We start from the raw sequence: 25,549 nt of genomic DNA, 5'->3' as shown, positions 1-25,549 counted from the left end.
GCTGAAATCATGTCGCATTTTGGTCGGTTTTTTTAATTGCACAGATGGAGGCCAATGATGGCAACAGAAAAGCACCCCGAACTATCCGGCCTGCTGGTCGTAAATAAGCCCAAGGAAATGACTTCCTTTGGTGTGGTTGCACGACTACGGCGGGTAACCGGACAGAAGAAGATTGGCCACGCAGGGACTTTAGATCCAAACGTGGAGGGCGTTTTGGTCGTCGCCTTGGGGAAGGCGACCAAGTTAATTGACCTCTTGCAGAGTCGGCCAAAAACCTACACGGGGACGGTGACCTTTGGCTATGCAACGGAAAGTCAGGATGCTGATGGGGCGGTTGTTGAAGAACAACCTTTGACAGCAGCTATTGACCAGGGTCAGCTCGACGCAGCTCGAGCTGATTTGACCGGTGACATTATCCAGATTCCACCAATCTATTCGGCCGTCAAGGTCAACGGCAAGCGCCTCTATGAATATGCGCGAGCGGGGGAAGAGGTTGAACTCCCCAAGCGAGAGGCGACTATTTATCGTTTCGACCAGACTAGTCCATTAACCTGGGTTGAAGGGCAACCTTACCAGCAAATGGACTTCTTGGCCCAAGTTTCCAAGGGAACCTATATTCGAACCCTGGCCTATGACCTCGGTCAAAAATTAGGACTGCCTGCGACGATGACGGCCTTGAAACGCACAGCCGGCTCTGGCTTTACCATCGACCAAGCCGTCCCACTCGATGACTTGTTGGCGATGGATTATCCTGAAATTTTAACGCACGTGCATGCCATTGAGTCCGTGTTGACTTGGCCGAAGAAGGTGTTGACCCAAGACGAGGTTTTTGCGGTCAAGAACGGGCAAAAAATTCCAGTTAGCACCTGGCCACAAAATGAAGCCGGTTACTATCAGGTGTATGGCCAAGACCAGTTGTTGGCGGTCTACGCCTTTGATACCGACCAGCAACTTTGGCGGTCGCGGTATTTCTTTGCCCAAAATTGAAACAAGCTAAGTGATTGAATTGGTAAAAACTCTGCTATAATATGCCCATGACTGAATTAATATCTTTGCATTATCCATTAAAAGAATTGCCCCAGTTGACTAGCAAACAAGTGCTAGCAATGGGCTTTTTTGACGGGGTTCACCTGGGCCACCAAAAGGTGATCCAGGAAGCGGCGCGGGTGGCACACGAAAATGGCTTGCCACTGGCCGTTTTGACTTATAGCCCTTACCCGGGCCTAGTATTTAAAAAACTGCCCCAGCCCTGGCATGATTTAACACCCCTGGACCAGAAGGTTCAGCTCTTAGGGAAGCTGGGCGTTGATCGGGTGTACTGCCTTCAATTGACGTCACACCTTTCGGCCTTGCATCCGGAAGAATTTATTAAGGAAATCCTTTTGCCTCTCCAGGTTCATACCGTTGTTGCGGGCTTTGACCACCGCTACGGCAAGAAGGAGTACCAAGCTGACATGGCTCACCTGCCTGAATATGCTGCTGGTCGCTTTGATGTCCTGACGGTTGCTAAGAAGACCCTCGGTAAATCAGCTGCCAAGGTGGCCTCAAGGCAGATTCGCCAGGACCTAGCAGCAGGTGATTTGGTCGCCGTAACGGAAAGTCTTGGTCGCGTTCACGAAACTACTGGGCTGATTGTCCATGGGGATGCTCGTGGCCGAACGCTGGGCTTCCCAACGATTAATATCTGGACGCCGGAAGTTGAATTCCTGCCTGGTATCGGCGTTTACGCTGTGAGCGCCTATGTTGATGGCCGCTGGGTTGATGGCATGGCCTCGATTGGTCGCAATGTGACTTTTGAAGCGAACCGACCGGTGACGGTTGAAATCAACCTTTTTGATTTCGCCGATGAAGTTTATGGCGAACCGGTAAAGGTTCAGTGGTACGCGAAGTTACGCAATGAAGTGAAGTTCGACTCCGCAGAAGCCTTGGTTGACCAGTTGCTGATTGACCAACAAAATACACGTGAATACTTTCAAGAAAAAGCAGATTAATTTTAATCTGCTTTTTTCTTTGCCATGACATAATCGCTGATAAGGTTGATAGATGGGGGTTTTCATGAAATTAGCACTCGTTTGTAAAGAGTGCTAAAAATAGTTTGCATTTTTCTGAATCTTTTGTATAATATAGTTGTTAGCAGTTAAGAGTTTTGAGTGCTAAACAAAATTAAAGGGGGTTTGGGTTGATGCTAACTGATCGACAGCAATTAATTTTGGCGGCGATTATTTATGAATATACCCAGACCGCCCGAGCGGTCGGGTCAAAGACCTTACATGACCAGTTAAATTTGGAATTTTCACCGGCAACGATTCGCAATGAGATGAGTTTCTTGGAGGAAGCCGAGCTGATTAAAAAGCTCCACACCTCCGCCGGTCGAATTCCTTCAAAAGCTGGTTACCGCTACTACCTTGACCACTTAATGGTGGCCGACCAGGTTTCTGACCAAGATGTTGCGCTGATTGCCCAACGGATTCGTGGTAACTTCCATGAATTGGATGATTTGCTTGGCCAAACGGCCCGGCAATTAGCAGACATGACGGGGTTAACGGCATTGGTGTTAAAACCAAAGGCCGTTAACCTAAAAATCTCGTCCTTTCAATTAATTCAATTGGAACGGCAACAGGTTTTGGCCGTCTTAGCAACGTCTGATGGGAAGGTAACCTCACAAACTTTCCGCCTACCAAAAGAAATGACCGTCTCGTCCTTAACGGACATGGTGGCCTATATCAATGCACAGATGGTTGGCAGACCGGTTCAAGAGGTTCTTTCACTGATGAATTCAGAAGAGTTGCCCGTCACGCTTTCACGCAATGTTGAAAGCCCGGCAGCTTTCCTGCAGCTCTTCGGTGAAGTGTTGGCTCGATCGGTTGAAGAGCAGGTCCACATTGGTGGCCGGCTCAACCTCTTAGAGGTGGCCGACGACGCCTACTTAAACCTGAAGGAAGCCCGGTCGGTCTTGGAGTTGTTTGACTCGCCTGAGGCGGTGCGCCAATTGGCTGTGACACAAAAACAGTCGGTGACGATTCGCTTGGGTCAGGAGTTGCCAACGTCGCTTTTGCAGGATTACGCCATTCTGGCCGCACTGTTTTCGGTCGGTGGCGATGATGGCGGTGTGATCGCATTAGTGGGTCCCATTCGGATGCCATATGCTAAGGTTGCCCGATTATTATCAACCTTTGCCAAAGCACTAGATACAAAATTACTCGAATATGTTTAACCAAAAGGAGGAACGCCCGTGGCGAAGTCTGAAGATGAAAAAGATTTGAAGCAAGCTGATATTGAGGAAGAAACAGAGGCAAAGGAATTTGCTGATGCAGACCAAACTCAAGAAGAAGCTAAGGACAAATCAGAAGAGACGCAAGCAGAATCAGTGGAGGAACCAGCAGTGGATCCACTAGCTGATTTGCAAGCAGCCCTTGAGAAGAAGGATGACGAATTACTTCGTGCTCAGGCTGAAATTCAAAACATCCAAAGTCGTAATGCTCGTGAAATTCAAAATATTCGCAAGTATGACGGCCAGAAATTAGCCGAAGCCATCTTACCGGTGGTTGATAACTTGGAGCGCGCTCTTGCCGTTGAAGTGGGGGATGACGACCAGGTGGCACAAATCCACAAGGGTGTTGAAATCACGTTGAAGACTTTGAAGCAGGCGTTGACAACCAATGGTATTCAAGAGGTCGGCCAAGTTGGTGATGATTTTGATCCCAATACCATGCAGGGTGTTCAATCCGTGCCGGCAGAAGGCGAAATCAAGGCCGACCAAGTGGCAACGGTCTTGCAAAAGGGCTATGTCCTTCAAGATCGCGTCATTCGTCCAGCGATGGTCGCGGTTGGACAATAATATTTGTCAAACAGCAAATATCTGGTGACTCAGCCTTTTGGCACCACACCTTAAAAAGCTTAAGAATATGATTTAAAAAATAGGAAGGGTCGATATACTATGTCAAAGATTATCGGAATTGATTTAGGAACTACTAACTCAGCTGTTGCCGTTTTGGAAGGTGGCAAGCCAAAGATTATTACAAACCCTGATGGTGGTCGGACGACACCTTCAGTTGTGTCATTTAAGAATGGGGAGACCCAGGTTGGTGACGTTGCAAAGCGCCAAGCAATCACAAACCCAGACACGATTTCATCAATTAAGTCTCACATGGGCGAAGAAGGTTACAAGGTAACCGTTGATGGTAAGGACTACACACCACAAGAAATTTCAGCCATGATTTTGCAGTACATCAAGGGCTATGCAGAAGACTACTTGGGTGAAAAGGTTGACAAGGCCGTAATTACGGTTCCTGCATACTTTAACGATGCTCAACGTCAAGCTACCAAGGATGCCGGTAAGATTGCTGGTTTGGAAGTAGAACGTATCATCAACGAACCAACGGCCGCTTCATTGGCTTATGGAATGGACAAGTTGGATAAGGATGAAAAGATCTTGGTCTATGACCTTGGTGGAGGAACATTTGATGTTTCTGTCCTTGAATTAGGCGACGGTGTCTTCGAAGTTTTGTCAACAAACGGTGATACTCACCTTGGTGGTGATGACTTTGATGCTAAGATTATCGACTACTTGGCTGATGAATTTAAGAAGGAAAACGGCATCGACTTGAAGCAAGACAAGTTGGCCTTGCAACGTTTGAAGGATGCCGCTGAAACTGCTAAGAAGACTTTGTCTTCAGCTACTGAAGCACAAATCGACTTGCCATTTATCGCTTCTGGCGACCAAGGACCTTTGCACTTGCAAACTTCTTTGACTCGCGCAAAGTTCAACGAATTGACAGCTGATTTGGTCAAGAAGGCCGAAGCACCTGTGATGAACGCCTTGAAGGATGCTGGCTTGTCATTTAACGACATTGATGAAGTAATCTTGAACGGTGGTTCAACTCGTATCCCTGCTGTCCAAGAATCAGTGAAGAAGATGACTGGTAAGGAACCAAACCACTCAATCAACCCTGATGAAGCCGTTGCCTTGGGTGCCGCTGTTCAAGGTGGTGTGATTACTGGGGATGTGAAGGACGTTGTCTTGTTGGATGTTACGCCTTTGTCACTTGGTATCGAAACCATGGGTGGCGTCTTCACGAAGTTGATTGATCGTAACACGACAATCCCAACTTCAAAGTCACAAGTCTTCTCAACTGCAGAAGACAACCAGCCAGCCGTTGACATTCACGTTTTGCAAGGTGAACGTTCAATGGCCGCTGATAACAAGACCTTAGGTCGTTTCCAATTGTCTGACATCCCTGCTGCAAAGCGTGGTGTCCCACAAATCGAAGTGACGTTTGATATCGACCGTAACGGTATCGTGAACGTTTCTGCTAAGGATTTGGGAACGCAAAAGGAACAAAAGATTACCATCCAAGCTGCCGGTGGTTTGTCTGACGAAGAAATCGAAAAGATGATGAACGACGCCAAGGCAAACGAAGAAGCCGACAACAAGAAGAAGGAAGCAGTTGAAACGCGCAACAACGCCGACCAATTGATTTTCCAGACTGAAAAGACGTTGGAAGAAGTTGGCGACAAGTTGTCAGATGATGACAAGAAGCCAACACAAGATGCCTTGGATGCTTTGAAGAAGGCTAAGGAAGATGCTGCTGCCGAAGACGCTGACTTGACTGATTTGAAGGCTAAGACAGACGACTTGCAAAAGGTAGCTACTGAATTGGCAACAAAGTTGTACCAGCAAGCACAACAAGCCCAAGAAGCACAGGGCGGTGCCGAAGGTGCTAAGAAGGATGACAACACCGTTGATGGTGACTTCGAAGAAGTTAACCCAGATGACAAGAAGTAATCTTTTCTTTGCCAGTGAAAACTGATAAAATGGACCAGCTGCGGCTCGGTCCGTACATATTTGAATCAAAGGAGTCCGCTTGTGAATAACACTGAATTTTACGACCGTCTTGGGGTTTCTAAGACAGCTAGTCAAGATGAAATTAAAAAAGCATATCGCAAACTTTCAAAGAAGTACCACCCTGATTTGAACCATGAACCGGGGGCTGAGGACAAGTATAAGGAAGTTCAGGAAGCCTTTGAAACGCTTGGTGACCCACAGAAGCGTCAGCAGTATGACCAATTTGGTGCTGCTGGCGCCCAGGGTGGCTTTGGTGGTCAAGGCGGCTTCGGCGGTGCTCAGGGTGGTTTCGGCGACTTTTCTGATTTGGGCGATATCTTCTCTCAAATGTTTGGTGGCGGGTTCCAGGATCCAAATGCACCACGTAAGGGTCGTGACCTCCAGTATCGGATGCATTTGACTTTTGAGGAAGCCATTTTCGGAACTGAAAAGAACGTTAAGTATACGCGTTCACAGGCCGACCGTTCACAGCACGAGGTTAAGGTGAAGGTACCAGCGGGTGTTGAAACTGGTCAGCAGATGCGCTTGTCTGGCCAGGGTGAAGATGGTGTTAATGGTGGTCCACAGGGTGACCTGTACGTGGTCTTCTCCGTTGCGGCTTCAAAGGATGGCTTTGAGCGTGACGGTGCTGATATCTACCTTCAGCAAGACATCGACTTTATCACGGCGGCTTTGGGGGCTGAAATCCCCGTTAAGACGGTTCACGGTGAAGTGAAGTTGAAGATTCCGGCAGGGACGCAAAATGGTCGTCGCTTCCGCTTAGGTGGCAAGGGTGCTGCTCGTTTGCATGGTAACGGCTATGGCGACCAATTCGTTGTGGTGAACGTTGTTGTGCCAACAAAGCTTAACAAGGACCAGAAGGCTGCCTTGGAGGCCTTTGCGACCGCTTCAGGTGCTAAGGTTGCTAAGAAGAAGTCAATCTTCGATAAGTAAGACAATTTAAAATCAGTTAAGACGTCTTTAGTCTTCATCTGTTCAATCAAAAAAGCCGGCTCAGACGAGTCGGCTTTTTGTGTTTGATTATGATTTTTAAAGGTACTTGGTTGAATCGTCCACGTGCCATGGATCTTGGCGGTTGATGTGGTCGTAGTACAACTTGCCATGCAAGTGGTCAATTTCGTGTTGGAAGACGATGGCAGGGTAGTTGCGCAACGTCTTTGTCAGAGTCTGACCGGATTCGTCTTGGTAGCGAACTGTAATCTTCTTTGACCGAGGGACAAAGCCAGGAACGTCTTCGTCAACCGAGAGGCAACCCTCACCGGTCTCCAATGCGGCCCGTCCAACCGTTTCAGACACGATGACGGGGTTAAAGACAACACCCTTGAAGAATGGCTTGTCTTCGGCATCTTCGGCTGGGTCAGCAGAGGGAATCAAGATGGCTGTCATCTGCAAAGATTCTCCAACCTGTGGGGCAGCCAGGCCAACGCCGGGGCGTAGACCGTACTTTTCATTTTCTTCCTCGTCTTGTGAGACTTCTAAGTAAGTCATCATATCCTTGGCGAGTTGTTGGTGCTCAGCACTAAGCGGGAAGGGAACTTCCTTAGCCTGGTCACGCAGAACAGGGTCACCGTCGCGCGTGATTTTATCCATGGTGAAACGAATTGTCATGTTGGTTAACTCCTACTTACAATTTATCAACTCTAAGTATAGCAGAAATCAGTTAGCAACGGGCTTTTGCTCTTTGACTTTCCTGATTTTTTCGTGGATTGGTACGGGGATTGAACTGTTAAATCAGCCAGCTTTTCTGGAAAGGGGAGCGAAAGCTTGTTAAACTATAAGTGATATGTTCATTGTGCATTTGAAAGGATTTTCTATGGCAGAGCAATACCAGCTTCCAATTGACGGTAATTGGAATCAGGACGATATTATTGCGGTTTCAAATTTGATTGATGCCGTTTTGCAGGTTTATGAGGGTGGCTGTGACCGTGAATACCTCTTAACGACTTACCGGCGGTTCTTGACTGTTATCCCATCAAAGTCGGAGCAAAAGGCCTTTGACCGTGATTTTGAACAACAAACTGGTCGCTCAATCTATCAGACGATGAAGCTGACAGACAAGCCAGTCAAGCGGGTTTTAGTCAATGACTGAGTGGACGAGTGATCAATTATCCCAGGTAGACCAAACGGTGCGACGCTGGTTGGTCGAGTTGGGGCGCGAAGCCAGAGGGACTAAGGACCAAGATTTACAGGTTGGCCAAAAAGAGGGCGATTTTCGCAACATCGTGACCAACCTCGATACCACCAACCAGGCGTGGCTGGTCGACCATATCCGGTCAATCGACCTCGATGCCCATATCGTTGCCGAAGAAGGTGACTTACAGCGCCCTGAAACCATGGCTGGTCATGTCTGGTTTATCGACCCGATTGATGGCACGTTGAATTTTGTCCATGAGAAGACTGATTTTGCCATTATGGTGGCCCTCTATGTTGATGGAAAGCCAACATTAGGTTGGATTGCCAAAGTGATGACAAACCAGGTCTTCCATGGTGGCCCTGAAATTGGGGCTTTCATGAACGACCAAAAATTGGCACCAGTGGCCGACCTTGGCCTGACAGAATCGATTTTAATCGTGTCCGGCCGCCGTCTGATTGCTGGGGAAAAGCCCTACGCGACGCTTGCCTCCGCCGCCTTGGCCTATCGGGTTTTGGGATCGGCCGGTATTTCCTTTAGTCGCTTGTTCCTGCAGCAAGCAACGGGGTATTTCTCAAAGCTGTCCCCATGGGATTTAGCGGCCGGTCGTGTTCTAGCTGAAACGCTCGGCTACGTGGTCAAATCACTTGACGGAAGTCCGATAAATATGCTATCATCAAACACAGTATTAATCGCTACAACCAAGACGTATCGCGAGTCAGTCAAGATAGTGAAAGACTAGGGAGAGAAGCCCTAGTCTTTCTTGTGAGTAGCAAAGACAAAGGAGCACATAAAATTGGCAAATCTTCGCGAAGATATTCGTAATATCGCTATTATTGCCCACGTCGATCACGGAAAGACGACGTTGGTCAACGAACTGTTAAAGCAGTCTGACACATTGGACGCCCGTAAGGAAGAATCTTTGGGTGACCGTGTGATGGATACCAACGATATTGAAAAAGAACGTGGAATCACGATCTTGTCAAAGAACACTGCTGTTCGTGTTGGCGACAAGCAGATCAACATCTTGGATACCCCAGGTCACGCCGATTTCGGTGGAGAAGTTGAACGAATCATGGGAATGGTTGACGGGGTTTTGCTCGTCGTTGATGCCTTTGAAGGTACCATGCCTCAGACTCGTTTCGTTTTGAAGAAGGCCTTTGAACAACACTTGACACCAATCGTGATCGTCAACAAGGTTGACCGTCCAGGTGCTCGCCCAGAAGAAGTTGTTGATGAAGTTTTGGACTTGTTCATCGAATTGGGCGCTGATGAAGATGATTTGGACTTCCCAGTTATCTATGCTTCAGCTATGAACGGTACATCATCATTTGATCCTGATATCGACAAGCAAGAACACACGATGGACCCAATCTTTAAGACGGTCTTCGAAACGATTCCTGCACCAGTTGACAACTCAGACGAACCATTGCAGTTCCAAGTTGCAATGTTGGACTATAACGACTTCGTTGGCCGTATTGGTATCGGTCGTGTTAAGCGTGGAACGATCAAGGTTGGTGACAACGTTGATGTTTTGAAGCTTGATGGCTCATCACAAAACTTCCGTGTTACAAAGCTCTCTGGTTTCATCGCTTTGGACCAAGTTGAAATCCAAGAAGCCAAGGCCGGTGATTTGATTGCCGTTTCTGGTATGGAAGACATCTCAGTTGGTGAAACAGTCGTTGATCCAGCTCATCACGATGAATTGCCATTGCTTCGTATCGATGAACCAACGTTGCAAATGACTTTCCGTCAAAACGACAGCCCCTTTGCTGGTCGTGAAGGAAAGTTTGTGACTGCTCGCCAAATCGAAGATCGTTTGTTGCGCGAATTGCACACTGATGTTTCTTTGCGTGTTGAAGACACTGACCAAGCTGGTGCTTGGTTGGTCTCAGGACGTGGTGAATTGCACCTTTCAATCTTGATTGAAAACATGCGTCGTGAAGGCTTCGAATTGCAAGCTTCACGTCCACAAGTTATCTTCCGCGAGGAAGACGGTCAAACCACTGAACCTTACGAATCAATCCAAATCGATACACCAGATGAATATTCATCAACTGTTATCGACTCATTGAACCAACGTAAGGGTGAAATGCAAAACATGGAAGCTGTCGGAAACGGTCAAACTCGTTTGACTTATATGGCACCTTCACGTGGTTTGATTGGTTACGCCACTGAATTTATGACAGCAACTCACGGTTATGGTATCTATAACCACACATTTGCTGAATACCGTCCAATGGTTAAGAATTGGGAACCAGGCCGTCGTAACGGTGCCTTGGTTTCAATCAACCAAGGACAAACAACCAACTACGCCATCATGGGTGTTGAAGATCGTGGCCAAATGTTTGTTGGCGCCGGTGTTGACGTCTATGAAGGAATGGTTGTTGGTATGAACGCTCGTGATAACGACATCTCTGTTAACGTTACAAAGATGAAGCCACAGTCAAACGTTCGTTCATCAAACAAGGACCAAACTGCTTCAATCAAGACTCCACGTGAGATGAACTTGGAAGCATCAATGGAATTCTTGAACGATGATGAATACGTTGAAGTAACGCCAGAAAACGTTCGTATCCGTAAGGCTATCTTGAACACTGCTGAGCGTGAAAAGGCTGCTAAGCGTCGTAAGTAAGCGTTTAAGCACCATCTGAAACAAACAAATAATCATAGTGGCATGGACCAATCTTCATGTCACTATTATTTTGGAGCTATGGCACAATCCGGTACTGCAGCGGACTCGAAATCCGTCGAGCCGTCTTATGGCGGTGTGCGGGTTCAAATCCCGCTAGCTCCTTTGAGAATAAAAATTAGTGATGATAAAGAACAGTCGAAAGGCTGTTCTTTTTTTATACTAATAACTTAGATTAATTGATTAAAATAATGTTAAATGACGACAAGGTTACTAAATTACAAAATTAAAACGAATCAAATCTCGTAAATAATCATAAAATTCTAAATAAAATAAAGATGATTCCTAGATAGAAAAGGAAATCTACAAATAAATTTAATAATTATTCTAAGTGATACATAATGTTTCATACTTTTTGATTTGACGATTTGATACGTAACTGTCTTTTAACAAGGCCAAATGTTTTTCAACATACATAATTTAGATAAATAAGCTCATTATAATTGAAATCGAATAGAATGAATTTAAAAATCCCCCCCTATCAAATTTAGAAAGTATAGAGAGAGTAGCTATATGAGTGAAAGCAAAGAATTAGAACAAATTTGGTATGTTATGAAGCGTCGTATTTGGTGGATTGCGTCTCTAACTATCCTTGGATTGGTGATGGGCTTTGGCATTTCCCATTATTTCGTGAAACCTACCTATACATCAACTACCACGTTGCTGGTTGATGATAAAAGTAAAGCATCTGCTGACAAACAGCAGGAAATTAATTTAATTACAACTTATAAAGACTTAATTGTTTCGACGGACGTTTTAAAGCCTGTTACAAAAAACATTGATACAGACCTCTCCGTACAAGCAATTCGGAGTATGATTTCCGTTACCACGAATTCAGGATCACAAGTTTTTTCGATTAATGTGAAATCAGAAGACGCTGATCAAGCGACAACAATTGCCAACGCAGTTGCGAAGGAATTTCAAAATAAGTTATCAAGTATGATGAACTTGGATAACGTTTCCACAATCGATCGTGCACAAAGCGATAATCAGGTGAAATCCTCAAAAAGTACTTTCTATACCTTGGTCTTTGGAGCCATATTGGGAGGTGGTTCGTTCGTTTATTTCTGGATGAAAGAAATGTCAAAACGAGAAAAAAAGCATGGCGAGTCAAGCAGTCGGATGGCGAGATTAAAATAAGAAGTATTGGGTGTTAGTATTTGAAAAAAATTCTTGGTTCACAAGGGAGGGGAGAAAATAATGGTATATGAAAAAATTATCAAAAGATTGTTTAGCTTAGCTTTGGCAATTGTAATGGAAATTGTTTTATTCATACCACTTCTAATTGTTGGATTAATGATTAAGCTAACTTCGAAAGGACCAGTATTATTCGTACAAGAACGCTTTGGCAAGAATTCAAAACCTTTTAAACTTTATAAGTTTCGGTCAATGGTTGTGGATGCACCTGATAAATCAAATGCTGAGTTTACAGATATTAAAAGTTATATCACACCATTCGGAAATTTTTTACGGAAGACCTCGATTGATGAATTACCACAGCTACTTAATATTATTAAAGGGGATATGGCATTTATTGGCCCTAGGCCGTTATCGCAAGCTGATTTGGTAGTAGTTAATCTTAGGAAAAAGAATGGCGGTGATCAAGTTTTACCGGGCATTTCCGGCTTAGCACAAGTCAATGGTCGGAATAATATTACCGATGAAGAAAAGGCTGCTTATGACGGACTATATGCTCAATCGGTTTCCTTTGAGCAAGACGTTAAATTATTTTTTCAAACAATTGTGTCGGTTTTTAAGCGAGACAATGTCTATAAAGACGTTGAATTAGTTCGCCAGGAGATTGAATCTGCACAAGTAGAAATGTCTCCTACTGATAATGAAAGTGGTTCTAGCCAAGATATAGCGAATTCTGTTTTAGATGCTACTGATTCGGTTATTAAATCTCATGTTTAAAATAATGATACTAAAAGCCCAAGGTATTTCTTTCGTTGGCAGCGTTGTGACAAACTACTGGCAAAAGAAATGCTTTGAGCTTTTACTATTGTTGATTAAAGTTCAGTACTAACAAATAGGAAGCGCTTAGTGGACGAAGATTGGTGTCATCATGATCAGAATATTACAATTACCGGGAAGTCTTTCAAGAAATAATGGTCGTATGACGGTTGTTATGAACATTTACCGTCGTATCAATCGGGAAAAGATTCAATTTGATTTTGCCGGAACAAATGACGAAGGAAATGATAATGAATATATTGATGAGATTAAATCGATGGGTGGCCACGTTTATCCTCTAGAACAAGGAGGGGTATTTGCCGCTCGAAGACTTGTGAAGAGTATTTTCAAAAGCTATCCATATAAAGCGGTTCATTATCATCAGTTATCTGAATTTGGGCTGACCTTTGATCTGTTAAAAAAGTATGGGGTGAGACAATTAATCGTTCATAGTCATGCTACAGTTTTGAGTGAAAATCGCTGGAAGGTGCCACGAAATCGAATTTTTTCGTTGCCAATTTATTTTTATTCGAATCAAAATATAGCCGTGTCGAATGAAGCCGGTCAAAATTTATTTTTAAGTAATAACTTTAAATTTATTCCAAATGCAATTGATCAATCAAAATTTTCTTTTAATGAAGAGATTCGATGCAAAGTTCGCCAAAAATTAACAGTGCAGGATGAGGATGTTTTAGTTGGTCACGTGGGTCGTTTTGCAAAACAAAAGAATCAATCCTTTTTAATTCCTGTCATGGCCAACATTATTGCTGAAAATGCTCATTTTCATTTTCTTTTTATCGGTGATGGCCCTGAGAAAGAAGGTTTTCGACAAGCGATTCAACAAGCCGGTCTGACAGATAACGTCATCATCTTAGATAGTACACCAGAGATTAAAAATTATTACTCTGCCATGGACTTATTCGTCTTGCCATCGTTGTTTGAAGGATTACCAATGGCTGGGATTGAGGCTCAGGCAAATGGTCTACCAATCATTGTTTCTGATACTATTTCACATCAGTTAGAAATTACGAAGGCAACTTTTCTTTCATTACAACCAGACAAAGAAAGCATTAAATCGTGGGTAGAAGCGATTCGAATCCCACAAAGTCGGATTGATAATCAGAATGTTCAAGAGCAGTTTTTAAAAAAGGGTTTTCTAATTGATAGTTCTGTCGCCAAATGGGAAGAGATTTATTTATCCTGATGAACCAACAAAATTTTGAGGATATTATATGGGCATTTATTTACTGGTAATCGGTGAAATCAGTATCCTTTCATTGATTCAAAACCGATTAAGAAATACATACTTATTCGTCATTACGTTAAGTCTGATACTATTAGTAGGCATGAGGCCTCTTTTGTTAGGCACCGATACGGGCAGTTATGTTGACCTTTTTAATGGCATTGTAAATGGTCGTTATTGGGATAGTTCATTATCCAATCTATTCTCAGGTCGCTTTGAAATTGGCTTTCTAGATTATGTGAAATTAGTGGCGGGATTTACGGATAATCCGCGTTTCTTATTGCTATCTTCGGCAATCATTATGTACGTGCCTTTAGCATTTTACATAAAAAGGGAGTCATTAAATCCGATGCTTTCTTTTTTGCTCTTTTTTACTATGACTTATTTTCCACAATCAATGAGTGCCATGAGGCAATCAATGGCGGTTGGTTTCTTAATGCTGGCTGTATTGTCGTTAAATAGTCGTTACCGCTGGTGGGTACCATATTTATGGATTTTCATTGCCTTTCTTTTTCATCGATCAGCCATTTTATTCTTGCTGGTGATGTGGTTAAAGCGTTATCGTTTTACGACAAAAAAGGCTGTGATGGCGGTAATTGGTTCTATTATTGTGGCGATTTCTTTTACCACTATTTTTACGGTCCTTTTGAAATATATACCATCATACTCTTATTATTCTAATAGTATTGGTCATCTCAGTGTTAAATTAGCGCTCATGATGAACATTTCATTGTCGCTATTGCTATTGATCATTGCATCAATGGATAAGAGTCATACTGAGTCGGTGAACACCAATCGCTGGATGTTATTACTGGCCATTTGTGTATATACTATTTCTTTTGTATTTAACGGATTTGATCGCGTTGCCATGGTATTTCTCTTTGCTCAAATTGTTTTAGTGCCGAATGCGATTGCTAAACTCCAGGATGAAAAATTAAGAAAAGTACTAAATGTCCTGGTTGGAGCCATTTTTATTCTTTACTTTGTGATTGTTCTGATTTATCGCCCTGATTGGTTGAAAATAACCCCATATTTCATGTGAGAAGGTACCATGATTGAAAAAATAATTCATTATGTATGGCTAGGTAAAGGTAAAAAACCGGCAAGCGTTGTTAAAAACATTAAAACTTGGAAAAAATATAATCCCGATTTTGAGTTGAAAGAGTGGAATGAGAACAATTTCGATGTCACTTGTAATTCCTTTGTGGAGCAAGCCTACAAAGAAAAAAAATATGCCTTTGTTTCAGATTACATTCGACTATATGCACTTTATCAAGATGGTGGTATTTATTTAGATACAGACATGGTAGCCTATCAAGGATTTGAACCTTTATTAACAAATGATTTTTTTCTGACTTTTGAAAGGGAAAAAATAATTGCAAGCTCAATCATTGGTAGTCGAAAGGGCAATGTTATCATTTTGGATATGATGAATACATTTTATAAAAATTTGACTTTTAATGTTAAAAGGATGAATGAGTATGCCAATACAATTTTGATTACGGAATACTTTATGGACCATTATGGTCAGATTAAGTGGGACGGTCACGAGCAAATTGTTGATAATTTCATACATTTTTATCCGGGAAAGTTACTGGTCAATCCGGGAAAAAATAGCATTTCAATTCATCTATTTGAGGCTTCGTGGGTGGCCGATAAAACTGGTATAAAGGCATGGCTAAGTGTTGCCTTGAGGCGCCATAGTAACCAGAAATTCGTGCGATTTTTTTATAACCTCAATCACTTTTTAAGAGGAATTTAAGTTTGGCGATAGAAAAAATCTATTTTAGTGAGAGGAATAGACTGCAATGAGCACTGATATTAAAGTGTTAGTTAATGAAATCGAAAATTACTTATGGCCTACTGAAGAAGAGTATCGCAAGTCGTGTGCTGATTTTACAGCACTTTTACCAGTTTACATTCATGATGATTTGAATCATTTTATGATGGCGGTCAAAAGTGTTTTTAAAAATACTGTTAAGCCGGCTGAAATTTTAATCATGCAGGATGGACCAGTTCATGAGAATATGGTTGTATTTATAGATTTTTTAATTAAAAAATACCCCCATATTTTGCATCATATCAGTAATCAAAAAAACCAAGGTTTGGGTTACACGGCTGCAAAGGGTGTTCTATCTGCTAAATTTGAAATCATTGCTCGTGTTGATGCAGATGATTTGTCAACCGAAGACCGTTTTGCGAAACAACTTCAGTGTTTTTGTGAGGATGACCAATTAGATATTGTAGGAAGTAATATAGCCGAGTTTAATGATGATTATGAAATTCAAACCCATCGAACCGTGCCCAGTACAGCAACGGATATTGATCACTTTTCAAAGATGAGGTCCCCATTTAATCATCCAAGCGTTATGTACAAAAAGGAGTCAGTGATTCAGGCCGGTAATTATGCTGATATTCAGCATTTTGAGGACTATGATCTTTTTGTTCGAATGTTGGCACAAGGTCAAAAAGCGAAAAATGTTGCGCAAAATTTGGTTTTTATGCGTGCGCCTGAATCGATGTACGAAAGACGAGGGGGAGCGGAGTATGTACGAAAATATATTAGTTTTCGGAAAAAATTACTTCACACAGGCTATATTGCGAAAAAAGAATACCTATTTTCCATTTTGGGCTCTTTATTGACTTCATATTCACCGGTATTCGTACGCAAAATTCTTTATCGTCTTTTTTTGAGAAAAAATTAGTGTCACTTTGTCTATAAAGGAAAAGAAATGATTACGGTAGTCGTACCAATTTATAATAATGCTCGATTTTTAGATTCTTTGATTCGACAGTTTTATCAACAAACAGCTAGTGATTTTGAAGTGGTGTTTGTTGATGATGGTTCAACGGATAATCCGCAGAAAATCATTAATCAAATCGATGATGACAAGCTGATTTATCGGTATATTCGTCAAAACAATCAAGGTGTTGGTGCAGCCCGGAATACGGGAATTGACCAAGCTCAAGGCCAATATTTAATGTTTGTTGATCCAGATGATCAGATTATGCCCAATTTTGTAGCGGAGGGAGCCAATGTTATAAAAAAGGCTGATTTGGGTATTATGGCATTTGATTTAATCGATGCTCAGCAAAATCAATTAATTAGTCATCACCAGTGGAAAAATGTTGAATATCAATATTCTGATTTTTTAAAAAATTTTTCATCACTATATAATAGTGAACTGTTATTTTCTGTTTTTAATAAGGTTTATGATGCCAAAATTTTAAAAAGACAGCAATTGAGATTCTCTAAGCTACGAATGGGAGAAGATTTTCTCTTCAATATGCAGTATTTTGACTTGATTGACTCCGTCTCGCTAACTGATGTTGTCACCTATCGCTACATGATTTATGGTGAGGGAACTGCTACTACTAGCTTTCATGGAGATGAATTTGATTGTTCATACAGTAATCAGCAATATTTAATTGATTTTTTGAATCGCCATAATGTTTATGACGAAAAATTAGTTAGTTTGCATTGGTCCTTAATTTTAGCTTATCGGTTTGCAGATGTCCGGAAGCTAAAACAAAGGGGGAGTAAGGAGTATCACTTTGCTCGATCTCAATTTTTAGAGATTCTAACAATTTTTAAAAAAGAGCGATTGGTAAAGGTAATGTTATTACCTCCAGTTCGAATGATGAAATACTTAGTGATGGTGACAAAACTCAATCGTGTTTTTATTTAAGAGCATTATAAAGTAAAAAGTTTGTTTGTCTGATTAATAGTGAAATCATCTGTCACTATTTGAACAGATACTAATGGCTTATCCGTATGAAGAGTGGATGTAGAAGATGAAAGTAATCAAAAATTATATTTATAATATGAGTTATCAGGTACTGTTAATCATTGTACCGTTGGTTACGATGCCTTATATTTCACGTGTTTTGGGGCCACACGGACTAGGGGTGTATGCTTATACAAATTCCATTATTTCCTATTTCGTTTTACTGGCTAATTTGGGGATTGATGCCTATGGTAGCCGTCAAATTGCTTATGTTCGAGAAGATTCTGAAAAACGATCACAAGTTTTTTGGGAAATCACGATTTTAAAAATTTTCACCACGACAGTATCCTGTCTGTTGCTATTGTTGTATTTGCCCTTTGCGGGTGATTTGCGTACGCTCATGCTGGCGCAGGCTTTATCGCTGGTGGCGGTTATGTTTGATATGTCATGGTACTTTGTTGGGATTGAAGACTTTCAAAAAAGTGTAACACGGAATGTTTTGATTAAGCTGGCTTCGCTTGTGCTGATTTTTATTTTTGTTAAGCATGCGACTGACACGCTCATCTATGTCATTATTACCAGTGGTTCCTCATTGGCAGGAAATGCAGCTTTGATACCATTTTTGAAAAAAGAAATTCAAGAAATTCCTTTTAGCCATTTGAATGTGAAAAAACATTTTTTACCTGCATTACTGTTATTTATTCCGCAAATCGGTATGCAGTTGTACCTCGTTGCTAATAAGACAATTTTAGGGATGATGGACACCGTAACAGCGGTTGGTTTTTTTAGTTCGGCGGACAGTATTGTTCGCCTTGGAATGACTGTTGTATCAGCCATTTCAACCGCCTTATCACCACGGATTTCCCACCTTATTGCTGAAAAAAAGAACAGTAGTGTTGAGCGGTATATGAAAGAGGCCTTTGAGATCATTAATGGAATAGCCATTCCGTTAGCACTGGGGTTGATGATTGTGGCAACAAAATTTGTTCCGATTTTCTTTGGACCTGGTTACGGTGCGGTGGCCAAATTAATTGTTATCGAGAGCCCAGCGATTATTGTTATTTCGTGGAGTGTGGCAATTACAAGTCAGTACTTAATTCCAGCTGATATGACTCATGAATACATTTGGTCAACCGTTATCGGCGCTTTGAGTAACATCGCTTTTAATTATCTTTTGATCTTAAAGTTTGGTGTCTATGGAACGGTATATGCAACCCTGTTAAGTGAGGGTCTCGTAGTTTCTTACCTAATTTTTTGTATTCGGAAACGTTTGCATATTCGAAAAGTCTTTTTCTTTGAATTTTATAAATTTATCCTGGCAGGTTTTGCTATGACCGCGGTTGTTTACTATTTAGATCTTCGGTTACCTGCTACAATTTTTGCAATTGTAATTGAGATATTGGCCGGGATGTTGAGTTATGGACTATTGCTTTGGTTGCTCAGAACAAATGTGGTGATTAACATTCGTTCGTTTTTCCAGGAAGAAATTTAAAGACAGTTTGGTGCAGAGGTCGGTAATGATTCTTTTTAATCGAGGTAAACATGGCAAAAGGTGAAAAGCAGGCAATTTTAATTCTTGCTCATCAGGTTAATGATGTTTTAAGAACATTAATTCAGCAATTTGATTCAATATTATTTGATATCTTCATTCATTTTGATCAAAAATTTTACACGGCATCATTGGGACAGGAGCTACAAAGTTTGGTACAAACCAGTCAAGTAAGCGTTATTGCGACGCAAAGTGTGACTTGGGCGGCGCCTTCAGTTATGCGCGCAGAACTTGATTTGATGAATCACGCATTTAATAGTGGTCATTATCGTTATTTTCATTTGCTTAGTGGTCAGGATTTAGCAGTTAAGAGTGCGACGACTATTTATAATTTTTTTGACAGTCAAGATGCACAATTTTTTGAAATTCGGGCAGTTAATTCACCAGTTGCCATTGATCGAGTAACTTATCGCTATCCGTTGGTGGAAAGTGTCGGTAAAAAACGTAATTTCTTTTGGATTCTACAAAAAGCTTATTTGTTGTTTCAAAAGAGCCTACATATCAAAAATCAGCAGGCCTTTCTTCTGGAAAATCAGCTAGCATATGCCTCACAGTGGGCAAGTATGACCAATGAATTTGTCGAAGCATTGTTAATGCAAAAATCCGAATTGCAGACAATTTATCGGCAAGCATTGGTACCAGATGAAATTTATAAGGCAACTTTTTTAGTCAATAATACTAAACGTTTTACCTACCATAATCGCAATTATCGCTTTATCAGTTTTAATGGAAACTCGCCAAAGATCATTAGCACCCCACAAGAGGTGCAAGAATTACTAGAGTCAGAAAATTTTTTTGCTAGAAAGTTTGCTCCTGAAAATCAGCTGTTAGAACTTATTCGGAAAGCAACTATTGAGAAAGAAGAGTTGGATAATCAAGTGGAGGCGATGTAAAAATGATTTTTGGTAAAGGCAGAGTATTTGAAAAGTAACTCATAAGTTGCTTTGATGGAGTAATTGTTATGTTTCAAGGTGGAGGAGAGGGTTAGTATGCTGAACAAATTTTTTAGTCTTTTTCGAGTTTTCATGATGAAAATTAAGATTTTGGTTTTCAAGGTCAGTCATCCCCATAGTCTTGTTGTTGGTCAAAAATTACGATTTCGGAAACGGCTAAGTTTGCGAGCTGATGCAGGCGGTAAAATCAACATTGGTGATTGCGTATTTTTCAATAATGATGTGTCGATTAATGCGCGCGAGTTGGTGACGATTGGCAGCCATGTGCTAATCGGTGAAAACGTGAAAATCTATGATCATAACCATGCTTTTGGTAAAAACTATGAGGGTGTTCAGCCAAATACTTTTAAAACAGCACCGATTACGATTGGTGACGGCGTTTGGATTGGCTCGAACGTAACCATTTTAAAGGGAGTAACAATCGGTTCCAGAGCAATTATTGCTGCCGGGACGGTCGTCAATCAAGATGTTCAACCTGATGTTATCTATCAGGAGAAGCGTAGCTTTGAACAAATTCCCATTCATTATCGAGAGGACTAACAATGATTTTGCTAGTCCTTTTTTTGTTACCTTTGTCTCAAAATTGAATTATTCGCAATAAAGACTATAATCAGAAGCATAGTCGTTGAATATTTTTAAGAATGTTTAAATGTTTAGAGGAAGAAGAATAGCTATGGCACAAAATTCTACTACTACTGATCGACATTCGCTGATTTTTCGAACAAAACCAACGGTGTATCCCTTAATCTTGATTATCTGGGTAATCTTGATGATTTTTTATGAATGGTACGTCTTTAAAGATTCCTATCACCCAATTTGGGAGAGCAAGATACGCTGGGATATCTTACTTGTCTTAGTCAACCAAATTTTTGTGGGACTATTTTTCTTTTATGGTATCGGTAATCTTGTTTTTGCTTTCCGTTATCGTCATATCAAAAAACGTGAGGCGCAAGCCGAACAACGGGTTTTGAAGATGCCACTCCCAGATGATTGGCGGCCAAAAGTCCAGTTACTTTATACCACTTACAATGACTTTATTCCGTATGCACTGCAGCAGTGTATGGAACAGAACTATGAAAATACCGAGACGGTTATTCTCGATAATTCCAATAATCCGGAATACATTGCGATGGTGGATCAGTTTGTTAAGAATCACCCTGGCGTTAAATTGGTCCGTGACTCTAATAATAAACATGCCAAGGCTGGGAACCTGAATAACTATTTGAATGGGGTTGGCAAGGGAACTTACGATTACTTTGTCATTCTTGATAGTGATGAACTATTGGAAGAACACTTCGTCGAGAAGTGTTTGAAGATGTTCTATTACAGTGATATCGGAATTTTGCAGTGTAACCACGTGAGTGGTCAGAACCATAATGCCTTTATGAAGACTTTTTCCCGTTCCGGAAATATCTTCTGGCCCGTACAAAACGTTGTTCGTAGTGCCGAAAGTGGTTGGTATCAACAGCCCGATACAATGAAACGGAATGCGAGTGAGGTCCAGGTCGTTCATAAAGGTGATACTCTTTGCTTTGAATTGGGGCACGGCGTGATGATTTCTAAGGCTTGCTTTGAAAGTATTGGTTCGATTCCCCATATGGTGGCCGAAGACCTGTGTACTTCGATTGAAGCACTGTCACGTGGGTGGAACATCAAGTTTGCCTCACAGATTTATGGGAATGAGGCCTTTCCAGTGACCCTGACCGCTTTGGTTGTCCGAGCCCAGAAGTTCTGTGGTGCCAATCTTGAATTTTTGCGGGTTTACCATAAGCGCGTATTCCATAGTAAGGCCTTGAGCTTTTATCAAAAATTAGATATTCTATCGTTTACATTATCAGCACCAATTGGCGCCTTTCAGTATCTGAGCCTAATCTTAACTGGGGTGGTTTTCCCAGTAATGCATTTGCCAATGATTAGCCAGTTTGATTTCTTGATTCCGGCGATGATTTGTTATGCAAGCCAGGCGTTGGTTGATACGATTTTCCAGCTGATGCGTGGTGTCAAAATTTGGAGTGTTGTTCTTTATGAAATTCAATCAGCCATTGTCTATGGTTCGTACTACTTTGTCCTAGTGATGACGACAATTTTCTTACTGCTCAAGCGGCCAGCCAAGTTTGTGGTAACGCCAAAGACCCATGGTAAGATTACCTGGGCTTACGCACTGCACGCACACTACCGGTCAATCATCTTTTCAGTAATCACGATTGTTGTTTGCTGGCACTTTTCCGATAGTCCATGGATTTTGTTGACATTCTTGCCCGGCTGCATTGGCTTCCTCTTTGAGTTACAAGCCAATCTCCAAACCAAGGAAACCAAGGCAACGAATGCGCTTTTGCGGCGTGAAAGTAAGTTGGCCCTAGTTGGTGATCGAAACTATCGTCTGGATTGGCGAGCATAAAGACTCTCCTTGGATGTAAATCAGATAAAAATAAGAGCAAACGGTTTTTCCGTTTGCTCTTATTTGTTTGCTGGTAAATTGCGTTATACTGGTTTTAAAGTAACTTGAAGGGACGGAACAACCGCTGATGAATAAAATAGATGGACATGTGCATTTAGTCCAAGAAATTGCCGGTTTCAATGGGAAGGGACGCTTAAACGCCTTAGGAAATGGTGAGGCCATCTGGGACGATGGCACCAAGATTAAGCTGATTCCTGATGGCTGGGGTGATACTAATTTGACTGCGGAATCCTTTTTAAAGGTCATGGATGCTCATAGCATTGAAAAAGCGGTTTTGCTGCAGGGGAGCTTGAACGGCTATCAAAATTATTATACCTACCAGACGGTAAAGCGTTATCCTGAGCGCTTTATTGGCGCCTTTGCGGTGGACCCCTTTGCTGAAAATGCCCTGTCCATTGTTCGTCGTCATGTTGAGAATCTTGGCTTTCGGGCTATCAAATTAGAAATTAGCCAGGGTGGCGGCCTTCATGGCTATCACCAAACAACACCGTTCCGTTTGGATACAGATACGAGAATGGGGCAGATTTTTCATTACTTGGCTGACTACCCCGGCTTTACCGTGACGGTTGATTACGGCAGTGCAGAGCAAATTAGTCACCAACCAGAGGCAATTGCCATTTTGGCAGCTCGATACCCACAGCTAGACTTTGTGGTTTGTCATCTATCATTTCCGGATGTCCAGCATTTGAATTTTTTGGAAAACACGTTGCGACTCTTTGCACCGCATCCAAATATTGTGACTGATTTGTCAGCGATTCAAGACATTTTGGGTGAAACTGAGCTACCATTTGAAAAAAGTCGGCGGGCGGTGGCATTGGCCAAAGAGGTTTTGGGCAGCAAGCGACTTATTTGGGGAACTGACTCCCCATGGTCTGCCACCTTTAACTCCTATGAGGACTTAGCAGGCTGGTTGGAGAAGAGTGACCTGTTCACTGAGAATGAGTTGGCCGATGTCTATTACGGGACGGCTAACCGCATCTATTTTAAGGAAAGCGCGGTAGCAGCGGCCCGTTGGGCCAATGACCCACAAAATTAATTGAGAGGAGGCCGAGCGATGACCATTTTTGATGAAATTAAGGCCGATCCCGCTAATGCAGCCTACACCAAGGCCGGATGGGATCCGATATTTAGTGCACCGGCCACAGCGAAGGTTTTAATTATTGGTCAGGCGCCGGGGCTGAAGGTTCAGGAAACCGGCATCATGTGGAATGATGCCTCCGGTGATCGGCTGCGGGATTGGCTTGGTGTCTCCAAGCAAATCTTTTACGAATCGGGACAAATTGCCGTGATTCCGATGGATTTCTATTATCCGGGCAAGGCGAAGTCGGGCGATAAGCCACCACGAAAAGGGATTGCTGAGAAGTGGCACCCGCGCCTGTTAGCGGCGATGCCAGACATTCAGCTAACGATCTTAGTCGGTTCGTATGCTCAAAAGTATTACTTAGATTTGCCGAAATCAGCAACCTTAACGGCAACGGTTAAGGACTTTGATCGTTTCTGGCCCAAGTACTTACCAATCGTTCATCCGTCACCCCGAAATAACATTTGGCTGAAAAAGAACCCTTGGTTCGAGGAAGAGATTGTGCCGGATTTGCGAAAGCGAGTGGCACAGCTACTTTCGACTAAGAGCTGAGTGCACTATATTTGCAGGGATCGGCTCTTTAGCTACTTGCGGCTTTGGCGAGAGTGCACCAGATTTTCAGGATTAGGTAATCTAGTTGTTTGCTACTTCGACCACAGGCTGATTTTTTAATAGTGTCATCACAAAAAAAGGTTAGGTTCACACGTTTTAAGTTTGAAAACGTGCGTTTCTAGCCTTTTTAAATTTGCCTATAAACCCAAACGAGGGCGATGCTGATAAGTAAAAAGAGAAGGTTCCAACCAGTAAAGATGGTGAGAAAATGGCGGGCATCTTGGCGTGTGAGCCGTTGGCGAACTTGGCGGTAGGCTAATAAATTCGCTAATGAAGCAACTAATGTACCGAAACCACCAACTGAAACACCTAGAAAAAGTGCCACTTTAAAGGAAGTAAAGGGGGCAAGTAGTGCTGCCGTTGGGACGTTTGAGAGAACTTGGCTGGTGAGTGCATCCGTGATAAAAGTCTGCCAGAAGGATTGGCCGGCCCATTTTAAGAATGTGGCGAGCTGAGGTAAGCGGATGAGGGCGCCGACAATCAAGAAAAAGTTGGCGATGAGCCAGACGACACCATAATCAACTGTGGTCAGTGACTGGCGGTCGATTGTAATGGCTAAAATCAGGGCCATGATTAGCCCAAAAAAGGCGGGTGTCAAGCCTAATAGGCTGGATAAGACAGCCAGGGAGCCAAGGACTAAGTAGGTCAAGGTTCTTTTTTTGATTGGAAGTGTTGGATGTTCTTGTCGGATTATCGGTTCCTGATTTAAACCGTTCAGTCCGAGTGGCAAGGTGATGAGGCCGGCCAGCAGAAGAGTGGCTGTTGGCAGAAAATTGTTGAGCGGCCAGTGGTAATAGGAAAGGAGGTAAAGGTTTTGTGGGTTGCCAAAGGGGGATGCGGCCGAGCCGAGATTTGCATAAAGCGTGATGAAGGTGACGGTGCGTGTAACAGGGAGGTCAACTTGGCGCGTGATGACAAAGAACAAGGGGACGAGGGTCAAAATCGTGACGTCATTGGTGACGAGCATGGAGCCAAAGAAGGCAATTAATAGAAGAAAGACGATGGCCTGCCGGGTGGTTTTGGCTCGTGCCATGATTGCTTGGGCAAAGTAATCCAGGAGTCCTAGTTGTGACCAAGTACTGACCAGGATGAGCAAGGCGGCCAGGCTGAAAAGGGTTGGCAAGTCGAGACTCTGCCAGGAAAGCTGGCGGCCGATGGCCAAGAGAAAGACAATAATGGTAGTTAGGATAAGAAGATAATCGTGGGTTAGTTTTTTGAAAATGAAGGACATGGCGGTTCTGATTTTCCTTTTTAAATGATGGCTAATATGGTGGTGGATTGTATTGATTAATCCTAATGTTACA

24 protein-coding genes and 1 tRNA gene are annotated in these 25,549 nt (G+C 42.5%); 23 read left to right on the top strand and 2 right to left on the bottom strand.

What is annotated here, in order from left to right; genetic code table 11:
- Nucleotides 1–57 precede the first annotated feature (57 nt).
- The 6 genes from truB to FT12353_RS02885 all read left to right on the top strand — a co-directional run bounded on the left by truB (nt 58) and on the right by FT12353_RS02885 (nt 6,778).
- A complete protein-coding gene (gene truB, locus FT12353_RS02910; protein ID WP_373299312.1) occupies nt 58–987 on the top strand; it encodes a tRNA pseudouridine(55) synthase TruB in 930 nt (309 codons plus the stop codon).
- A 47-nt stretch (nt 988–1,034) separates the two neighbouring features.
- Nucleotides 1,035–1,991 carry a riboflavin biosynthesis protein RibF gene (gene ribF, locus FT12353_RS02905; protein ID WP_203618262.1) on the top strand — a complete coding sequence of 319 codons (957 nt, stop codon included), beginning with the start codon at nt 1,035–1,037 and terminating at the stop codon, nt 1,989–1,991.
- A 191-nt stretch (nt 1,992–2,182) separates the two neighbouring features.
- The gene (gene hrcA / locus FT12353_RS02900) at nt 2,183–3,214 is read left to right on the top strand and encodes a heat-inducible transcriptional repressor HrcA (protein ID WP_203618260.1); all 1,032 of its coding nucleotides are present in this window, start codon (nt 2,183–2,185) and stop codon (nt 3,212–3,214) included.
- An 18-nt stretch (nt 3,215–3,232) separates the two neighbouring features.
- Entirely contained in the window at nt 3,233–3,838 is a 606-nt protein-coding gene (gene grpE / locus FT12353_RS02895; protein ID WP_203618258.1) for a nucleotide exchange factor GrpE, read from the top strand.
- A 99-nt stretch (nt 3,839–3,937) separates the two neighbouring features.
- Nucleotides 3,938–5,785 (top strand): molecular chaperone DnaK, encoded by a 1,848-nt coding sequence (dnaK, locus tag FT12353_RS02890; protein WP_203618256.1) that lies wholly within the window; start codon nt 3,938–3,940, stop codon nt 5,783–5,785.
- 81 nt (nt 5,786–5,866) lie between these two features.
- A complete protein-coding gene (locus FT12353_RS02885) occupies nt 5,867–6,778 on the top strand; it encodes a DnaJ C-terminal domain-containing protein (RefSeq protein ID WP_168778426.1) in 912 nt (303 codons plus the stop codon).
- 96 nt (nt 6,779–6,874) lie between these two features.
- On the opposite strand, the gene def is transcribed toward FT12353_RS02885, so the two are convergent.
- Nucleotides 6,875–7,453, bottom strand: a complete 579-nt coding sequence (gene def, locus FT12353_RS02880) for a peptide deformylase (RefSeq protein ID WP_047974846.1) — start codon at nt 7,451–7,453, stop codon at nt 6,875–6,877.
- A gap of 205 nt (nt 7,454–7,658) precedes the next feature.
- On the opposite strand from def, the gene FT12353_RS02875 reads away from it, so the two are divergent.
- The 17 genes from FT12353_RS02875 to FT12353_RS02795 all read left to right on the top strand — a co-directional run bounded on the left by FT12353_RS02875 (nt 7,659) and on the right by FT12353_RS02795 (nt 24,185).
- Nucleotides 7,659–7,934 (top strand): UPF0223 family protein, encoded by a 276-nt coding sequence (locus FT12353_RS02875; protein ID WP_047974852.1) that lies wholly within the window; start codon nt 7,659–7,661, stop codon nt 7,932–7,934.
- The gene (locus tag FT12353_RS02870) at nt 7,927–8,718 is read left to right on the top strand and encodes an inositol monophosphatase family protein (protein ID WP_203618248.1); all 792 of its coding nucleotides are present in this window, start codon (nt 7,927–7,929) and stop codon (nt 8,716–8,718) included. The genes FT12353_RS02875 and FT12353_RS02870 overlap by 8 nt, the downstream gene beginning before the upstream one ends.
- Before the next feature lie 54 nt (nt 8,719–8,772).
- Nucleotides 8,773–10,611 carry a translational GTPase TypA gene (gene typA / locus FT12353_RS02865; RefSeq protein WP_047974848.1) on the top strand — a complete coding sequence of 613 codons (1,839 nt, stop codon included), beginning with the start codon at nt 8,773–8,775 and terminating at the stop codon, nt 10,609–10,611.
- 72 nt (nt 10,612–10,683) lie between these two features.
- Nucleotides 10,684–10,773 (top strand) — tRNA-Ser (locus FT12353_RS02860).
- Nucleotides 10,774–11,181: 408 nt separating this feature from the next.
- Nucleotides 11,182–11,808, top strand: a complete 627-nt coding sequence (locus tag FT12353_RS02855; RefSeq protein ID WP_203618246.1) for a YveK family protein — start codon at nt 11,182–11,184, stop codon at nt 11,806–11,808.
- Nucleotides 11,809–11,868: 60 nt separating this feature from the next.
- Complete coding sequence (locus FT12353_RS02850) at nt 11,869–12,582, top strand: sugar transferase (RefSeq protein WP_203618243.1); 714 nt, start codon at nt 11,869–11,871, stop codon at nt 12,580–12,582.
- A gap of 151 nt (nt 12,583–12,733) precedes the next feature.
- Entirely contained in the window at nt 12,734–13,825 is a 1,092-nt protein-coding gene (locus FT12353_RS02845; RefSeq protein ID WP_203618236.1) for a glycosyltransferase, read from the top strand.
- A 28-nt stretch (nt 13,826–13,853) separates the two neighbouring features.
- A complete protein-coding gene (locus FT12353_RS02840) occupies nt 13,854–14,906 on the top strand; it encodes an EpsG family protein (protein WP_168778418.1) in 1,053 nt (350 codons plus the stop codon).
- 9 nt (nt 14,907–14,915) lie between these two features.
- Entirely contained in the window at nt 14,916–15,626 is a 711-nt protein-coding gene (locus FT12353_RS02835; RefSeq protein ID WP_168778417.1) for a glycosyltransferase family 32 protein, read from the top strand.
- A gap of 46 nt (nt 15,627–15,672) precedes the next feature.
- On the top strand, nt 15,673–16,569 hold the full coding sequence (locus tag FT12353_RS02830) for a glycosyltransferase (RefSeq protein ID WP_203618234.1): 897 nt from the start codon (nt 15,673–15,675) through the stop codon (nt 16,567–16,569).
- Between the two features lie 27 nt (nt 16,570–16,596).
- Entirely contained in the window at nt 16,597–17,553 is a 957-nt protein-coding gene (locus FT12353_RS02825) for a glycosyltransferase family 2 protein (protein ID WP_203618232.1), read from the top strand.
- Between the two features lie 106 nt (nt 17,554–17,659).
- Complete coding sequence (locus FT12353_RS02820) at nt 17,660–19,084, top strand: flippase (RefSeq protein WP_203618230.1); 1,425 nt, start codon at nt 17,660–17,662, stop codon at nt 19,082–19,084.
- A 50-nt stretch (nt 19,085–19,134) separates the two neighbouring features.
- Nucleotides 19,135–20,034, top strand: a complete 900-nt coding sequence (locus FT12353_RS02815) for a beta-1,6-N-acetylglucosaminyltransferase (protein ID WP_203618228.1) — start codon at nt 19,135–19,137, stop codon at nt 20,032–20,034.
- Between the two features lie 96 nt (nt 20,035–20,130).
- Nucleotides 20,131–20,634 carry an acyltransferase gene (locus FT12353_RS02810; RefSeq protein ID WP_203618226.1) on the top strand — a complete coding sequence of 168 codons (504 nt, stop codon included), beginning with the start codon at nt 20,131–20,133 and terminating at the stop codon, nt 20,632–20,634.
- A gap of 133 nt (nt 20,635–20,767) precedes the next feature.
- Nucleotides 20,768–22,492: a glycosyltransferase family 2 protein gene (locus tag FT12353_RS02805; RefSeq protein WP_203618224.1), complete on the top strand. Its 1,725-nt coding sequence runs from the start codon at nt 20,768–20,770 to the stop codon at nt 22,490–22,492.
- Nucleotides 22,493–22,619: 127 nt separating this feature from the next.
- Complete coding sequence (locus tag FT12353_RS02800; RefSeq protein WP_203618222.1) at nt 22,620–23,588, top strand: amidohydrolase family protein; 969 nt, start codon at nt 22,620–22,622, stop codon at nt 23,586–23,588.
- Nucleotides 23,589–23,606: 18 nt separating this feature from the next.
- On the top strand, nt 23,607–24,185 hold the full coding sequence (locus tag FT12353_RS02795; protein ID WP_203618220.1) for a uracil-DNA glycosylase family protein: 579 nt from the start codon (nt 23,607–23,609) through the stop codon (nt 24,183–24,185).
- A 187-nt stretch (nt 24,186–24,372) separates the two neighbouring features.
- Here FT12353_RS02795 and FT12353_RS02790 read toward each other — a convergent pair whose 3' ends face one another.
- Nucleotides 24,373–25,476, bottom strand: coding sequence for an SLC13 family permease (locus FT12353_RS02790; RefSeq protein ID WP_203618219.1), 1,104 nt, complete (start codon nt 25,474–25,476; stop codon nt 24,373–24,375).
- Between the last annotated feature and the right edge of the window lie 73 nt (nt 25,477–25,549).

It is taken from the genome of Fructobacillus tropaeoli (assembly GCF_016860625.1).
Classification (GTDB): domain Bacteria; phylum Bacillota; class Bacilli; order Lactobacillales; family Lactobacillaceae; genus Fructobacillus; species Fructobacillus tropaeoli.
Note: the sequence above shows the minus strand (reverse complement) of the source record. Positions and strands in the feature narration are given on the sequence as shown.

Coding starts and splice junctions, on each gene's coding strand:
- FT12353_RS02845 (WP_203618236.1), top strand. CDS start 12,734: ATGATCAGAATATTACAATTACCGGGAAGTCTTTCAAGAAATAATGGT.
- FT12353_RS02830 (WP_203618234.1), top strand. CDS start 15,673: ATGAGCACTGATATTAAAGTGTTAGTTAATGAAATCGAAAATTACTTA.
- ribF (WP_203618262.1), top strand. CDS start 1,035: ATGACTGAATTAATATCTTTGCATTATCCATTAAAAGAATTGCCCCAG.
- FT12353_RS02875 (WP_047974852.1), top strand. CDS start 7,659: ATGGCAGAGCAATACCAGCTTCCAATTGACGGTAATTGGAATCAGGAC.
- FT12353_RS02795 (WP_203618220.1), top strand. CDS start 23,607: ATGACCATTTTTGATGAAATTAAGGCCGATCCCGCTAATGCAGCCTAC.
- FT12353_RS02835 (WP_168778417.1), top strand. CDS start 14,916: ATGATTGAAAAAATAATTCATTATGTATGGCTAGGTAAAGGTAAAAAA.
- FT12353_RS02800 (WP_203618222.1), top strand. CDS start 22,620: ATGAATAAAATAGATGGACATGTGCATTTAGTCCAAGAAATTGCCGGT.
- FT12353_RS02790 (WP_203618219.1), bottom strand. CDS start 25,476: ATGTCCTTCATTTTCAAAAAACTAACCCACGATTATCTTCTTATCCTA.
- def (WP_047974846.1), bottom strand. CDS start 7,453: ATGACAATTCGTTTCACCATGGATAAAATCACGCGCGACGGTGACCCT.
- FT12353_RS02850 (WP_203618243.1), top strand. CDS start 11,869: ATGGTATATGAAAAAATTATCAAAAGATTGTTTAGCTTAGCTTTGGCA.
- dnaK (WP_203618256.1), top strand. CDS start 3,938: ATGTCAAAGATTATCGGAATTGATTTAGGAACTACTAACTCAGCTGTT.
- truB (WP_373299312.1), top strand. CDS start 58: ATGGCAACAGAAAAGCACCCCGAACTATCCGGCCTGCTGGTCGTAAAT.
- FT12353_RS02805 (WP_203618224.1), top strand. CDS start 20,768: ATGGCACAAAATTCTACTACTACTGATCGACATTCGCTGATTTTTCGA.
- FT12353_RS02855 (WP_203618246.1), top strand. CDS start 11,182: ATGAGTGAAAGCAAAGAATTAGAACAAATTTGGTATGTTATGAAGCGT.
- FT12353_RS02820 (WP_203618230.1), top strand. CDS start 17,660: ATGAAAGTAATCAAAAATTATATTTATAATATGAGTTATCAGGTACTG.
- FT12353_RS02810 (WP_203618226.1), top strand. CDS start 20,131: ATGCTGAACAAATTTTTTAGTCTTTTTCGAGTTTTCATGATGAAAATT.
- FT12353_RS02815 (WP_203618228.1), top strand. CDS start 19,135: ATGGCAAAAGGTGAAAAGCAGGCAATTTTAATTCTTGCTCATCAGGTT.
- FT12353_RS02825 (WP_203618232.1), top strand. CDS start 16,597: ATGATTACGGTAGTCGTACCAATTTATAATAATGCTCGATTTTTAGAT.
- FT12353_RS02870 (WP_203618248.1), top strand. CDS start 7,927: ATGACTGAGTGGACGAGTGATCAATTATCCCAGGTAGACCAAACGGTG.
- hrcA (WP_203618260.1), top strand. CDS start 2,183: ATGCTAACTGATCGACAGCAATTAATTTTGGCGGCGATTATTTATGAA.
- FT12353_RS02840 (WP_168778418.1), top strand. CDS start 13,854: ATGGGCATTTATTTACTGGTAATCGGTGAAATCAGTATCCTTTCATTG.